Origin of the sequence: Ktedonobacter sp. SOSP1-85, from assembly GCF_016587415.1 — a bacterium.
GTDB lineage: Bacteria > Chloroflexota > Ktedonobacteria > Ktedonobacterales > Ktedonobacteraceae > Ktedonobacter.
Map to the genome: position 1 here is coordinate 3,392,944 of NZ_BNJI01000001.1, position 14,960 is coordinate 3,407,903.

The 14,960-nt window shown below is 54.3% G+C and carries 14 protein-coding genes; 5 read left to right on the top strand and 9 right to left on the bottom strand.

Going from position 1 to position 14,960, the window contains the following annotated elements; genetic code table 11:
• Positions 1-102: 102 nt before the first annotated feature.
• Complete coding sequence (locus tag KTE_RS14140) at positions 103-846, top strand: TetR/AcrR family transcriptional regulator (protein WP_201381888.1); 744 nt, start codon at positions 103-105, stop codon at positions 844-846.
• A 78-nt stretch (positions 847-924) separates the two neighbouring features.
• On the opposite strand, the gene KTE_RS14145 is transcribed toward KTE_RS14140, so the two are convergent.
• The 7 genes from KTE_RS14145 to KTE_RS14175 all read right to left on the bottom strand — a co-directional run bounded on the left by KTE_RS14145 (position 925) and on the right by KTE_RS14175 (position 8,550).
• Positions 925-2,583 (bottom strand): glycosyltransferase family 39 protein, encoded by a 1,659-nt coding sequence (locus KTE_RS14145; RefSeq protein ID WP_201381890.1) that lies wholly within the window; start codon positions 2,581-2,583, stop codon positions 925-927.
• A gap of 457 nt (positions 2,584-3,040) precedes the next feature.
• Positions 3,041-3,931 (bottom strand): SDR family oxidoreductase, encoded by an 891-nt coding sequence (locus KTE_RS14150; RefSeq protein ID WP_201381892.1) that lies wholly within the window; start codon positions 3,929-3,931, stop codon positions 3,041-3,043.
• Between the two features lie 171 nt (positions 3,932-4,102).
• Complete coding sequence (locus KTE_RS14155) at positions 4,103-4,867, bottom strand: hypothetical protein (RefSeq protein ID WP_201381894.1); 765 nt, start codon at positions 4,865-4,867, stop codon at positions 4,103-4,105.
• 62 nt (positions 4,868-4,929) lie between these two features.
• Positions 4,930-5,820: an SDR family oxidoreductase gene (locus tag KTE_RS14160; RefSeq protein ID WP_201381896.1), complete on the bottom strand. Its 891-nt coding sequence runs from the start codon at positions 5,818-5,820 to the stop codon at positions 4,930-4,932.
• A gap of 30 nt (positions 5,821-5,850) precedes the next feature.
• A complete protein-coding gene (locus tag KTE_RS14165) occupies positions 5,851-6,381 on the bottom strand; it encodes a flavin reductase family protein (RefSeq protein ID WP_201381898.1) in 531 nt (176 codons plus the stop codon).
• Between the two features lie 149 nt (positions 6,382-6,530).
• A complete protein-coding gene (locus KTE_RS14170; protein ID WP_201381901.1) occupies positions 6,531-7,712 on the bottom strand; it encodes an acyl-CoA dehydrogenase family protein in 1,182 nt (393 codons plus the stop codon).
• A 70-nt stretch (positions 7,713-7,782) separates the two neighbouring features.
• Positions 7,783-8,550, bottom strand: coding sequence for an SDR family oxidoreductase (locus tag KTE_RS14175; RefSeq protein WP_201381903.1), 768 nt, complete (start codon positions 8,548-8,550; stop codon positions 7,783-7,785).
• Between the two features lie 296 nt (positions 8,551-8,846).
• Here KTE_RS14175 and KTE_RS14180 point away from each other — a divergent pair, with 296 nt between their 5' ends.
• The 4 genes from KTE_RS14180 to KTE_RS14195 all read left to right on the top strand — a co-directional run bounded on the left by KTE_RS14180 (position 8,847) and on the right by KTE_RS14195 (position 12,780).
• Positions 8,847-9,464, top strand: a complete 618-nt coding sequence (locus KTE_RS14180; RefSeq protein WP_201381905.1) for a TetR/AcrR family transcriptional regulator — start codon at positions 8,847-8,849, stop codon at positions 9,462-9,464.
• Positions 9,465-10,211: 747 nt separating this feature from the next.
• Positions 10,212-10,571: a YciI family protein gene (locus KTE_RS14185; protein WP_201381907.1), complete on the top strand. Its 360-nt coding sequence runs from the start codon at positions 10,212-10,214 to the stop codon at positions 10,569-10,571.
• Between the two features lie 7 nt (positions 10,572-10,578).
• Entirely contained in the window at positions 10,579-11,826 is a 1,248-nt protein-coding gene (locus tag KTE_RS14190; protein WP_201381909.1) for an RNA polymerase sigma factor, read from the top strand.
• Between the two features lie 6 nt (positions 11,827-11,832).
• Complete coding sequence (locus KTE_RS14195; protein WP_201381911.1) at positions 11,833-12,780, top strand: LLM class F420-dependent oxidoreductase; 948 nt, start codon at positions 11,833-11,835, stop codon at positions 12,778-12,780.
• A gap of 375 nt (positions 12,781-13,155) precedes the next feature.
• Here KTE_RS14195 and KTE_RS14200 read toward each other — a convergent pair whose 3' ends face one another.
• Both KTE_RS14200 and coaA read right to left on the bottom strand, forming a co-directional pair.
• A complete protein-coding gene (locus KTE_RS14200) occupies positions 13,156-13,491 on the bottom strand; it encodes a hypothetical protein (RefSeq protein ID WP_201381913.1) in 336 nt (111 codons plus the stop codon).
• Between the two features lie 249 nt (positions 13,492-13,740).
• A complete protein-coding gene (gene coaA / locus KTE_RS14205) occupies positions 13,741-14,700 on the bottom strand; it encodes a type I pantothenate kinase (RefSeq protein WP_201387076.1) in 960 nt (319 codons plus the stop codon).
• Positions 14,701-14,960: the final 260 nt, after the last annotated feature.

Here is a 14,960-nt window from a genome sequence, read left to right on the forward strand (position 1 = left end):
ATAGTTTTGACACGTAAGGATGTTCTATTAGAGTCAAGTGCCCCCAACAATTTTCCACCTGCTATAGATCATTGTGCCAACTTTAGAGAGGAAGTCATACGTATGCCACGCGGTCAAAGGCGATCAAGTACAGGCGAGGATATAGAAGAGACACGTAATACGATTTTGCGCACAGCGCATCAGCTCTTCATGGAATATGGATTTCGCGCTGTCTCCACGCGTCAGATTGCTGACGCCTGTGGTCTGACACAGCCCGCCCTCTACCACCATTTCTCCGATAAGCAGGATTTGTATTTCGCGGTTGTGAAGGAGACTATTGCCAAGTCGCGGGCTGGACTTGAGCGGATCGCGCATCGTAATGAAAGTGTGCCTGAACGCCTGCGACTGGTGGCACGTTTCCTGGTAAGCACCAATCGTATCGATATTGGTATGATGCTGCACGATATCGAGCATGAACTGCACGAGCGCGCGCGTGCGGACTTATATCAGGAATTTCACGCGGGTATGCTTATGCCTATTGCCTCTATTTTTGAGGATGGAATCCGCCAGGGCTTCCTTTGCAATGAGCAGACCTATGGCGTTGATGCACTTATGGCAGCCGACCTGTTTATGAATATGCTCAAACGCTTTATTCTACATGCGCTGCGCCTCAGACCTGCTGGCTCTGAATCCCATCCCTCATTGCCTGAGACCTCTTATCAGCCTGGCTACCTGGAACAGGCTGAGCAGGTTGTGCCTATACTACTCTTTGGCCTGGCCAGCCATCGGGCAGACGCAAAGCCTACTCTCCCCCCTATACATCTCTCAGAAGACCTGGTTTCCGAGACGGAAGAACCCGCCCAATAAAAGGGGTGTGTAGTGGCAGGTTGGCTCCTCCAACCTGCCACTACACACCCTACCCGGTGAGCCACGCAATCACCTATATTATTTCACTTTGTAGAGATAGATCGTCATGGTAGGTGTCGTTACCTGGTCCTGGTATTGATAGTGGCTGTTAAGCCATTGCTGGGTAGCCTTGACCCGCGCGACCTGGTCATCACTGCTGAGGCGCGCGACAATAAAAAAGAGGCGCTTGTGTTGAGCCATATAGGCCGCCAACTGGGTTGTATCAAGCGCGGATTCCGAGTCCCCTAGCTGATTGGTTGTATCGTAGTGGACCCAGGGAAAGGCGCCAGGCGCATCTTCAGGGAAAGTGACATCGGTGGGATAAGCGCGCAGATAATATTCGATGCCTACCTCGCAGCCTTGATCGTTATCGTAACAGACCATACCATCGCCAGACTGGTAGTGATCCTGGAGCCAGGCTGTAGGCGTCTGCCAATCCTCGACCTCGGCGCTCTGATAATACAGCGGTACTGCCCAGCTTGCCACAAAGAGCGCACCTACCATGAGCGTTACTCGCAGGTAACGCCAGGGGATAAGCATACAACTGGCGCCCGCCAGTAACATGAGTGACGGCACAATCGTGACAAGGTAGCGGGGAATAAACAGGCGTGTCGAGCCTTGCGAGATGATATAACTGAGCACAAAGGGAATCACAAACCAGCAAGCCAGCACGACAATGACTGGGAAGAATTGGCGTAGGCGTGGTTGCTTACCAAGGGACGCGAAGGCTGGAAGGCGTAGAAGCGGCGTGCGTAGCCATGTACTCTGTACACAGAGGGCGCCAATTACGCTCAGGAGGCATAAGCCGAGCAGGATTACCTCATAGAGTCTTTGGTCGCCACTGATGACGGTGAAGACATGGAGGGCGTCCCCGAGATCAGGAATGGGAATCCAGCCAGTCTTGTCGTTTCCCCGACTCGCCAACAAAATGGGGACCAGCAAGATGCCTACGACAATTCCGCAGAAAAGCAGGGGGCGGAAGCGTAGGCGTGTACGCTCGCGCCAGGTGGTTGGCAGTACAAGCAGACAGACAACTGCTACGACCTGGCTCAACAAGACGAGCAAGCTAAAGATCTGGGTATACACTGAGAGCGTGGCCGTGAGCCCATAGACGACGAGCCAGCGCCAGGACAACTTCTCCTGTGTCAGTATGTTCAAGAGTGCGTACCATGCCAGGCTGAGCAGGAGTAGTTGCAAGCCATATGAACGTGTCTCCTGGGCATAGGTTAGCTGCAAGGCATTAATGACGTAGAGACCAGATGCCAGGAGTGCCACCGAGAGACTAAGGTAGCGACGTCCCATTTGGAACACCACCAGCGCGCTCAATGCCGCGCAAATGGCCGATGGGAGGCGCACAACCGTCTCAGTTGGCGCGAAACCAAGCGCGTTAGTGACATCCAGCCAGAAGTGGAGGAGGAGATAGTACAAGGCCATATTGGGCTGGGTTGTCCAGATGATTTTCCATACCACAGGTAATGGTTGAATTGCCCTGGTGACCGAGAGAATCTCGTCAAACCAGAGGCTAGGGTCTCCCAACCGGTAGAAATTAAGCCCGAGGGCGACACACACGACGAGCAGGCCAGGTAGCCAGCTCTCCATTATGATGCGTCCAGGCAAGGAGCGCCTGCGAGTCGACACATCATCTTCATTCTGCTGCTTCTCAAGCGATGAAGGCAGCTCTTTACTAAAAGATTGCAAGACTCTCTCCTAAGTATTGTTTCGTGCGGCTACAAAAGAATCCTTAAATAATAATTCAACAATGATAAACGATCTTAATATGAAAAGGGTGACAAATTGACTAGAGTGGCTAGTGAATACTTTTTGGAGGTTTATGGTTTTGGCCCGCTGCTACACCTCGTCCAGGTGTGCCACAATGCTCCCCACTCAAGAAAGAGGTGCAATCTAGCGCTCAATGATGGAAGTGTCCTGAACTGCATATAAACTTGTAATTGTTCTGTAATCGTTAGTGACATTGGTGACAATCACGTTGCCCACGATCATACGTGGAGCACCGCGACTGGAACCAACCTATCAGTCGCAGCAAAAAAGGAACCTACCCGTGAAAAGCCCTTCGCCTTCTGTTCAGAAACAGCGCGTCGGGCTCTCACAAGATAGTGGCAAGCGTGTCTCAGTTGTCAGGTTGGTAGCAAAGCAATTACAACGGCATCGTTTCCCCACGGAATACAGCTGCATTCCGGCGCGCAAACTCGGCGAACGTTGTAGGGCGAACCCCAAACATCTTGTGTGTGTCGAGGGTGACTCTCGAGTCGACACATCTGATGCGCTCACCGAGCACTTCGCTGATGGTGTCAACGCGCTCGGCGGGGATACCTGCCGCCAACCACGCCTGCCTCATTTCCTCCAGCGGGATATCGACATAGCGGAAGGGTTTGCCAATCGCCTGAGAGATCTGCTCGGCTACCTCCGCCATTGTCAGGGCTTCGGGCCCCGTCATGTCATAGCTCTTGCCCTCATGTCCTTCACTGTGAAGCAACGCAAAAGCGACTTTCGCGATGTCCTCAACATCAACGGGTGAGAGCCTGGCACTCTCCATGGGGAGCAAGAGCGCGCTTTTGGCTACATTCACCGCCGTCGGCGCTGGTGGGAGGTAAAATTGCATGAATTGGCTGGGGCGCAGATGTGTCCATGCCAACCCGGAGTGTTCGAGGTAGTCCTCGATGTGTTCGTGCTCCCATGTAGAGCGAAAGTGATTCGGGTTGAAGCCAATACCTGATTCCTTGCCGGAAAGCTTGACGATGTGGCGAACGCCAGCCTGGCGGGCCTCGTCAATGAACATACATTGTGTCTGCACCATCCGTTTACTGGCTGAAGAGATCATGAGGACACGGTCTACATCGCGTAGCGCGGCTCCGAGTGTCTCAGGCCGAAGCATATCTCCTTCTACAATCTCCACGGTGGGTAACGCCTCCAAGGCTTGTGCATTCGCGCGGTTCCTAACCAGCGCACGTACTGGTGCCTTTTGTTGGGCGAACTCGCGGATCACAGCAGATCCGCTCAATCCGGTCGCTCCAGTTACAAGAATCATAAGGTATTCCTTTCCTTACGTTAGTACATAGGTATGGAAAGACATCAGGTAATAACTAAGATTGGCTGATGTCGAATCGACTAGGGTGAGATGGGTCACCTGGTTGATGGCATTTAAGAACAAAAGTGCGCTTATGCCCATGCTCGTCAGGATCTTTTGTCTGTACGGCGCTTATTCGCGGGAAGCTGGTTCGCTGCGTGGCGAGAACACTCTCCGCATATAATGTGGGTTGCCGATGATGGCGACGAGTCGCTCGTTACCATCAAAGAGATCCGCCAGGGCTGGCACTGTCACGCGAAAGGTGAGATCCTGGACGTGGTTGAAGCCCGTGAAGTCATTACGCAGGAGTTCCATCACGCTATCTTCTTGATAGATGCGTATGATGGTTGGATCGGCTGCTGCCCACAAGGGGAAGTTCGGGGAGGACGCTGTCTGACGCAGAAGAGGCCCCCTTTGAGAGATCACTTGCACCTCGATCAAACCCCCAGCCTCTGGTTGCACCCGATAGGCTTCTCTGGTGCTCGTGGAAGCGCTATCTTCCATGACGTGATAGTCATGCGTCACCTGCGCTGGCAGAGCGTCACGGTAGCGACCAGGAATGGCTCCGCAGGTGAACATTTGAAAGTGGACCAGGCCATGTTCACCACTGTCTGGATGATGTGCCGGAATATCTAACACAAGGAAGCGCGAGCCAGCATCGGTGAGTGTTTGTCCCTGGGGATCCTGGTCCAACAGCAGGTGATGGAAGGCAAGCAACAGGTTGGGCTGGTGCTCCGCTGGCAACCCTACTGCTTCGAAAGCCGGTAAAGACGCGATCTTCCACCCTGGAGGCAAACGCTTTTGGACAGCTGTGACGTCGGCGATAAAGCCAAGCAGCAGCCGGGTTCCCACGGCAGTATCAACGAGTGGATAGCTTTGGTAATCGTTTCTGATCACTTTTCATACATCCTTTTTTGTCTCAGATAACGTTGGCAGGTCGAGGCTCGGTGCACCCTCTCTCAAGATCGTGCCAGCTCGCCCCGAAACACGGCTGCATTCCGGCGCGCAAACTCGGCGAACGTGGTTGGCTCAATTCCAAATTCCTTGTGTGCGTCGAGGCAGACCTGTGATTCAGCGCATTTCAGACGCTCGCTAACCTGCTCATCGAGGGCGTCAGCGAAATAGGCGGATACTCCTCCTTTCGCCAAAAGAGCCTGTCTTCTTTCCGCTGGAGTGACGTTCACATAGCGGATGTTTCTCCCGATCGCCCGAGAGATCTGCTCGGCAACCTCCGTCATTGTCAAGGACTCAGGGCCTGTCATGTCGTAACTTTTACCCTCATGCTCTCTACCAGTGCGCAGCAACGCACAGGCAATTTTCGCGATGTCCTCAATATCGATGGGTGAGAGCCTGGCATTCTCCATGGGGAGGAAGAGCGCGTCCTGGGCAATGATTGTAGGCGCTTCCCGTAGATACACTTGCATGAATTGGCTGGGGCGCAGATGCGTCCAGGCAAGTCCAGATTGTTCGAGGTAGTGTTCAACGTCTTCGTGCATCCGCGTGAAGCGGAAGTTTCTCTGGTTGAAACCAACACCTGATTCGGCCCCGGAGAACTTGATAATGTGGTGGACACCAGCCTTCCTGGCAGCGTCGATGAAGGCACATTGCGTCTCCGCCATCTGCTGGTCAGCGGTCGAGATTAGCAGTACGCGCTCTACTCCAGAGAGCGCGTCTGCGAGCGTGCCAGGGCGCAGCATGTCGCCTTCCACAATCTCTACAGTAGGCAATGTCTCCAATGCCTGTGCCTTTGCTCGATTTCGGACGAGCGCCCTGACGGGATACCCCTGGCGAGCAAACTCGCGGATGATTGCGGATCCGCTTAGCCCGCTTGCTCCTGTAATGAGAAGCATATTTTAGTCCCTTTCATACTATATCGCTACTCACCTGGCATCGGCGCCCAGGAAGGTAAAGCGGCCCATTCTCCCTCGAAAGTAGGTCAGTGGCATCTCTGTTGTGGCCTGGGCCGTCTGCACTTCGGCCAGGAAGATTGAGTGGGTGCCACCTGAAACGGCCTCGACAACGCGGCACTCCATGCTAGCCAGCATGTTGTCCAGTAGAGGCACACCGAGCTCTCCATAGGAGATGCTCTGGCCCTCGAACTTGCCGGGTTGAGAGGTGGCGAACCGGCGCGCCAGTTCGCTCTGATCTTCCCGCAGAATGTTGACTGCAAAAGCCTGTGCCTCTGCGATGGCATCTCGTGTGTTCGAGGCTTTGTTGAGGCAGATGAGAAGCATGGGCGGGTCGAGTGAGAGCGAGGTGACGGCGCTGGCGGTGAGGCCATAATCAACACCTGCGTTTCGTGTAGTGATGATGCTTACCCCACTGGCGAAGTGGCTCATCACGCTCCGAAAGCGTTCTTGATCGACCAGCCGTGACTCATTGTGATGTGTTTTCGATGCAGCCTGTTCCATGTTTTCTCCGATGAGCCACGCGGCCCCAGGGGGTGCACCATCGGGTGTTGTGCAAAGCGCGAAAGTGGCCTTGTGAAGGATACCCGATGGCCTTCAATCCTGCTTTTAGCAGATCGCTGCCGGGTCGTGTGGCGCGGGCAAGAACACGTCTAGAGATAGAGCGTATTCGGGGGAAGGCCAACAAGGACCCGCCCATAGAGTTCGAGATTGGTATTGGGATGCAGCAGGCCGTTCAGGTTTAGCACCTGAACATCGCGCGCGATGCGTTGGATGGGCACGCTGCTGTAAACCGACGATCCTCCGCTGGCGGTGTTGAGTATGTCTACCGCTTCCTTGGCTCTCAACGCGATCAGAGCTGCGTTGAGACGAACACGGCTGCGCTCCTCCACACTCCATGTCTCACCGCTCGCGGCCTTTGTGTCCAGAAGGCTTGCCGCGTGTGAGGCATGGAACGCAGCCTCCTCAATCTTTATCGCTGCCTCAGCGACCTGGAGATGGGTAAGTTGTACCTCGGCCTGGTTATCGTAGGCTGTGTAGGCAATATGTCGACCAGGGAGCCGCTGGAGAAAGACCTCCAGGGCGGCCTTCGCCAGACCAAGCCCGGTCACGCTGGAGAGTGTCGCGCCCGTCAGGATCACCGGGCTGCGGTACAGGGGGAGATCAGCGTTTAAGGCACTTTGGGGTTGCCCCTGCGTTAAAGCGGTGAGCGAGAGCACGCGGGCATTGGGAACAAAGACCTCTTTCGCCACGGTGGTGACACTGCCGGTTCCTCGCAGGCCCGAGGTATCCCAGTCGTCGATGATCTCAAGCTGCGACATCGGAATGAGTGCAAGGATCGGCTCCGGTGCCCCTTCGTCTGTGATGGATATGGCATTGACCAGGTCCCAATGGCTGTGTAGCGCGCCGGAATTGAAGTGCCATTGCCCGCTCACGACGACCCCATCCTCTGTGCGCACCGCTGTCGCTGTTGGGCTTAAGAGTGCGCTCACACGGACATCAGGTGTGGAGAAGACCTCCTCCTGGACTGCATCGGGAAATAGGCCAACCATCCATGCACCATGCAACCAGAGTTGCCCCGTCCACGCGGATGAGCCGTCCCCTCGCCCGATCTCGGTGAGCACATCCACCACGGTCTGGATATCGCTTTCGTAGCCTCCGTAGCGTTTGGGGATGCGCAATTTGAAGATGCCAGCTCGTGCCATCGCCTCGATTGTTTCTTCATGCAAACGCCGATGCTCCTCGTGCCATTGCGCATGTTTCTGGAGAAGAGGTACAATAGCGCTCGCACGGCTCACGAGCTCTGCTCGAGTTGGGAGAGAAGTGATTGTCATTCTATCTCACTTTCAATGAGTTGTCTTACACTCCTGTGAACACAGGTAGCGTTTTCTTAATCTAAAAAAACTATGGTAAAGCCTCAATGCCTTTTCCAGAAACCAGGAACACATTTCCCTCTCTGCTGCCTGGATTGCTCGCAATTTCTACCACCGCGTTTGCGACACGTTCCGGCGATTGCGGTGATGGCATGCCTTTGATGAAGTCCTGGGCAGAAATGCCGAGCGAAGAAGCATAGGCCGAGACCGCGGCTTTTCCAAGGTCCGTTTCTGGCATAATGCTTCCGGGTGCTAGCGCAAAGAAGTGCAAACCAAGTGCTCTGCGATCAGATTCCTTCTGGGCGTAACTGGCGATAAACATCTGTGTACGTTTTGAGCCAGCATAGCCGCCCGAAAGTGGAGAACCACCAATGGCCGCACCGCTTGAAATGAGGATAACACTCGTTCCTACAGGAAGCGGCCTGGTGAGCGCGGCTTGCGAGAAAAGCAACGACATTTTGACATCAGTATTCCAGTTGCGTGAGAACTGCTCCCAACTTTGCTCCGAAAGTGGCACATTATGGGGTATGGCACCTCCGCAGACAATCAGGACGTCTGGCGAAAGCGTTTCAAAGACCTTCGCAGGAGCGTTTTCGTCGCTTGCATCGAGTCTGAGCATTTGCACGGCTGGATATTCTGCGACGAGCTTCTTGAGCGGCTCTTCCTGGCGTGCTACAGCAAGCACATGTGCACCTTCAGCCTGAGTTGCGGCCACAATGGCGCGCCCCAGACCTCTACTGCCTCCAATGACGACCACGCTCTTGCTATCTAAGCGCCTCGTCTCGGCTGATGTGTTCATATGCGATCCTTCTTCTATAACAACCAATTCACCTAACATGACGTATGGTCATCATGATAAAAGTCCTGAAGTCGAAACGACCGGGATCAGCATGGATACCATGGGCGATACTTCAGGATAACTTTCGGCAAGCCCCGCTTCTTGTGGACAAAGCCGCCCTGATATCCTATACTACATAGGCGAGTAAAAACTCGTCCTCTCAAAGAATTATACGAGTAAAAACTCGTGTTGTCAAGAGATTTGCCAGCGTAAAAAAATATACTGATGCTGTTTGGAATGAATGTTTGGAGGATCGTATGGATCAGCAGAAAGACGCACGGCCTGTTCAGCGGCGCGCGCGAGGTTTACAGCGCATTGCTTCCATTCTTGATGCCGCTGAAATTGTCTTTGCGAAAATGGGCTACGATGAGGCAACGACCAATCATATTGCAGCGCAGGCTGGGATCTCGCCCGGCTCTCTGTATCAATTCTTCTCTAACAAAGAAGAGATTGCTCTGGCCCTGGCTGCTCGGTATACCGAGGAACTCCGACAGGTATATGGTTCTATTTTTTCGCGCGAGGCAGCATCACGTACCTTCTCTCTCTGGCTGGACCAGGTTATTGATGCCCTGATTGCATTTCACCTGGCCCATCCTGCTTTTTACATCCTTCTCACAATTCCCACTCCATCGATGTCTCTGGCGAGTCTTACGCAAGCTTTGCCGAAAGATATGCAAGCCAACTTTGAGCGGGGTTTTCAGGTACGTGCCCCCAACCTCCCGATAGCGCAACGCCTTTTGTGTGCCACGATGAGTGTTCAGCTCTTCAAGGCTGTCCTCCCACTCATACTCGAGGCAGAGGAGGCTGATCGAAGATCGCTTGTACAAGAACTCAAAACCGCGTTGCAGCGTTACCTTGAACCTCTTCTTGGTTAAGCAAAACTTTACCCCAGGCCCGGTTTCCAGCGATACACTGCCATCGGTGTATTTCTCACGTAAATGCTCGTAGTCAGAAGCTGCTATAGAAGAGGGACAATCGCAAACAGCGCAGTTGAAAACAAACGCTGCCCCAGGTTGAGGTAATTCAACTGGAGGCAGTGTTTATTTTAGCTTGGGGAATGGAGTTGTCTCGCCGCTCTTGGGAAGGGCCCTGTTGTTTCTCGGCTACGCCCTGAGTGTTCCAGTGAGAGAACCACAGACGGTCCTTGTGCCACCGTGGTGACTCACCCTCATCACGCCTTCCCCTAGTCTTCTGATAGAGATGCCCCTGACAGCATTCATGCTGCCAGGGGCACAGATGATGGCCATCATCCAAGCCTGGCATATTGCTTAGGGAAACCAGACCGTAGGAAACCAGACATCGGGAAACCAAACTGATGGGATATTCATCTTTTTCCTTTCTTGTGATGTGAGACATTGTCATGAAAATCACCACTTGTGATCTTCTATACATACGACGAACAGGCACGATCCGAAAAGGACATCTTTGAAGCCGAATGTGGGCGCAACGCAGCACGTGTGAAAATGTGAGAGCTTGCAAAGAGATGAAATGCCAATCATATTGCTCCTGCCGCCATATTCAGCTTTAAGAATGTCCTTTTCGGGTCGGGTCTGTTCGTCGTATGTATAAAGGCTGAATACCGAGCATCTTTTAAAGAGCAACTTCTAGAATGGAAAGAAACAATGAAATATCTCCTTTTGTTTTGCACCGATGCCCAGGACCTGGCCGCGTGGCAGGAGCTGTCTGAAGAAGCTCTTGCCCAGAAGCGCGCGCAGGCCAGTCAGTGGATACACGAACACCGCTCTCAGATCCGAAAGAGCTATGGGCTCCATTTGCCCCATACCGTTACCAGCGTCCATGTTGGCTCGGGCGGCCAACCTCTGGTGACCGATGGCCCGTTCCTTGAGGGAACAGAAGTGATCGGGGGGATAGCTGAGATCGACGTGGCTGATCTTGATGAGGCGTTGCACCTCGCCAAGGAGTGGTCTGTTCACGCGCCAGGCTACAATGTGGTCGAGATCTGGCCTGTGGTGGAGGAATAGCATCTCCATGTCTGATCCCTCAAGAACCCTGTTCCCACCTGCTTCCAGTGGCGAGATCCAGGTCACGCTCAGTGTCGTCTTCCGCGAAGAGGCGGGCAAGGTCGTGGGAGCGCTTCTGCGCATCCTGGGCAACTTTGAGATCGCCGAGGAGATTGTTCAGGATGCCCTGCTGGTCGCGCTGGAACGTTGGCCGGTCGAAGGTATTCCGACTCAGCCTGGTGCCTGGTTGCTGACGGTCGCTCGTCGTCGAGCTATCGACCATCTCCGGCGCGACGCACGCTATCGCGATAAGCTTGCTGCGTTGGAGCACCCGGTGATGCAAGAGCCTGACGATCGCCTCAGGCTGATGTTTACCTGCTGCCATCCGGCGCTTTCGCGCGAGACCCAGGTGATCTTGATGCTGCGAGCGGTCTGTGGCTTCACAACCGCAGAAATCGCCCACGCCTTCCTGACCTCTGAAGCGGCAGTCGCGCGGCGTCTGGTGCGGGCGAGACAGAAGATTGTGCAGGCTGGTATTCCCTACCACGTTCCCCGTGATGAGGACCTCGATGAGCGGTTGGGCGAAGTACTGGCAGCACTCTACCTGATGTTTAACGAAGGCTATCTTACCAGCAGAGGCAACGCCTCGGCGCGCCGCGACCTTGCCGAAGATGCAGCCTGGCTGGCGGCCTTCCTCACGCGGCTCTATCCTCGAGAACCGGAGCCTCTGGGGTTGCTCGCGCTGATGCGTCTGCACCTGGCGCGATCTGACACGCGCTTCGATGCCGAGGGCAAACTGATCTTGCTTGCCGATCAGGATCGCTCACGCTGGAATCGACGGATGATTACAGAGGCGGGAGCCCTGATTGAGCAAGCGGCGGCGCTAGGTCGTCCAGGACCCTATCAGATTCAGGCGGCTTTAGTGGCTTGTCACGCGGAAGCCTCATCATGGCAGGCGACTGACTGGCCACAGATCCTGGCGCTCTACGATCTGCTGCTGTGCATGACGCCTTCGCCAGTTATCCAACTGAACCGTGCAGTGGCCTTGCGCTATGTGGCCGGTCCAGAAGCAGCACTGGTCGAAGTCGAAACGCTTGCGCGTGATCTGGAGGGGTATCATCTCTTTCACGCCATTCGGGGGGATTTCTTGCTGGAACTCGGTCGCCGCGAGCAGGCTCACGCAGCCGAGTTGCGTGCCCTTGCGCTGACAGGCAACCAGGCCGAACAATTCCTCCTTCATCAACGTCTCCAGAGTCATTTAAATTCAAAGAGGTAAATACGTATGTCTCTCAAATATGGTCTTTTCCTTCCCCAAGGGTTTACGCATGAACTGGCTGGCATCAAGGATCCGGTGGAAGCGTTTGAAACGCTGACCCGCCTTGCGCAAACGGCTGACCAGTCTGGCTATGATTCGGTCTGGATCTCGGATCATTTTATAACGGCTCCTCCATCGCAGGAAATGGTCTTTGAGTGTTGGACCATGGCAGCAGCCCTGGCGCGCGATACGAAGCGGGTGCGTATCGGCCAGATGGTGACAGGAAATAGTTACCGCAACCCCGCCTTACAAGCCAAAATGGCTTCAACTCTCGATGTCCTATCGCATGGACGGCTCACTTTTGGCATTGGAGCAGGTTGGTACGAACCCGATTATCGAGCCTATGGCTACGCGTATCCCGATGGTCCGGAACGCCTGCGCCAGTTGCAAGAAGCGGTGCAGGTCATTCTGGCCATGTGGACCCAGGAGGAAGCCACCTTTGAAGGGAACTATTACCAGATTCGGGGTGCGATCAATCAGCCCAAAGGGGTGCAGCAACCACATATTCCCATGATGATCGCCGGAGGTGGTGAACAGGTGACGCTCAAGCTCGTGGCCCGATACGGCGATGCGTGTAATGTGAGCGGCGACCTTGCGACGCTCAAGCACAAGTTTGCGGTGCTCAAACAGCACTGCGAGACGGTTGGGCGGGACTACGAGAGCATTCATCGTACAGCCCTCACGCTCTGTATCATTGGTGAGACCGATGAGCAGGCCAAGGCTCTAATACCAGGATGGGCGGGCGCTGTGTTCCCTGGAGACGTCGGATCATATGGCCTCATTGGTACCCTTGAGACCATCCGTCAGCGGCTAGCCGCCTATGAGTCTGCTGGTGTCCAGGAACTCGTGATCAGTTTCTCCGATGCAACCCATCTGGATGACATCCGCCATTTCGCTCGAGCGTTCATCATGTAGAGCAGACATAAGGATATTATCGCTCGTTTTTGGTGATCAGAAATCAAAGGCGCGGCCTCAAGGCTTTTTTGCTGGTCCAGATCCATCGTTAAGCGTCCGACCATCCGTTCCAGGTCGGCAAGGCCCTGCTCGTTACCTGAGTCTTTGCCTCGCGGATCGACAAAGATCTGGGGAGCGCGTTCCAGAAACACATCCCGCCAATGCCATACCAGATCCGAAGCGACTTCATGCTCCGGCAAATTTCTGCGAGGATTTCTGTCCTTTGAGGATCTCCAGAACCACCTGGGTCTTCAATTCGGGCCGCAGAGGGCCTGCCTGTGCATTGGTGATAGGGCTCGACGCGCATCTTATAGTATAGCGCCGAGCCCTTTGTTTCTACGCCTCGAAAAGCTCATCGACAGCGATGGTGTGTTGCGCGTTTGTTACCAGTTCTTCTTCTGGTGATGGTGGCAGATCCTCGGGCGTCTGAGGATTGATAAAGCCGATTGCGAGACGAATCAAACCGATAATGGCGATAATAGCGCCTAGCCCAATCAGAAGCCCTGGCGTAGAGTAGTAGACTCCCCGGCTCAGGTTGACGCCGGCTGCGATAAACACGACTCCCAGGACGAATATAAACAGGCCACTCCACGTATACTTATTGGCCTTGCTCTTGACCGCCCGGTAAAAGACGCGCAGGCGGTGCCTATTGATACCCCGTTCTTGCCCCATCTTGCATTCCTCCCTGCTGGCAGGCTGGTAGACAGCCATGCCCTAAGCAACGAAATTCGCGCGCAAATGACTACGAAGAGGTGCTGCGAGTTTATACTATATAGTATACGCCATAATGCGTAGCCAGGCATACTACGTGAAGATGACACGGAAAACGTAGCTTCTTCATACTCTGAATACGCATTGCGAGCGAATTCCGATACAAAGAGAAGTTCGCCAGTTGTGTACAGTGACCTGCCTGGAGAGGCACTAGATTTTCCGCAGACGAACCTCTTCAACGGCATGCCTGCGCCCCTTACGCAGGATAAGATGCGCACGTTCACGGGTTGGGCGAATGTTTTCACGCAGATTTAAGCCATTGATCTGCTGCCAGATGTCGCGTGCGGTGGCGATGGCTTCCTGCTCAGAGAGGCGTGCGTAGCGGGTGAAGAAGGATGAGGGATCGCGGAAAGCCGTCTCACGCAGGGTGAGGAAGCGCTCAACATACCATTGCTCAACATCGCACTCTTCGGCATCGACATAGATCGAGAAGTCAAAAAAATCCGAGATGAAGAGGCGCTGAGCCGAGCGCCCGGTGGGACGCCTGGCCTGCAAGACATTTAAACCCTCAACAATGAGGATATCAGGCTGGCTAATCGTCTGCACACGGTCGGGAATAATGTCATAAATCAAGTGGGAGTAGATGGGCGCGTTGACCTCTGGCTTGCCTGCCTTCACGTCGAGCATAAATTGCAGTAAGCGGCGCTGATTATAGCTTTGTGGGAAGCCCTTGCGCTGCATCAGGTCACGCTCCAACAGGACACGATTAGGATAGAGAAAACCATCAGTTGTAATCAGGTCAACCCTGGGGCGTGAAGGCCAATCGGAGAGCAGCGCCTGTATGAGACGGGCGGTTGTGCTCTTCCCAACCGCGACACTGCCTGCGATACCGATAATGTAGGGAACCTGGGCGGTATGGTGCCCCAGGAAGGTCGACGTTGCAGTATGTAGCTTTTGTGCGGCTGCCACGTACAGGTTGAGTAGCCGGGAAAGTGGCAGATAGACCTGCTCAACCTCGTTGAGGTCAATGCGGTCATTCAAGCTACGCAGAGCGTTCAGGCGCTCTTCTGAAAGGGTTAGAGGCGTGCTGGCACGCAGGCTGGCCCATGCTTCACGCGAAAATGTGAGAAACCGTGAGTGCTCCTTGGGTGTGATTTTTGATAGATGCATATCGATATAACGGCCTGGGCGAGGGTGCAGAAAGATTGATTCCATTACTCTCAGCAGCATCGGGCTATCACGGCACACTGCTCCAGGCCGCTTCACTCCTTTGTGGTTATAAAAATACTGGCAAACCTGCTCCATTGTACTACACTTTCCTGTTCCGCGGACATTATAAACACCTTTAATTTCAGGGGAGAGAGGACGTCTAAGTGGTGCGTGGTCATGCTGCGGCTTGTGTACAGATGGGGCGATTTCCAACAACCTTC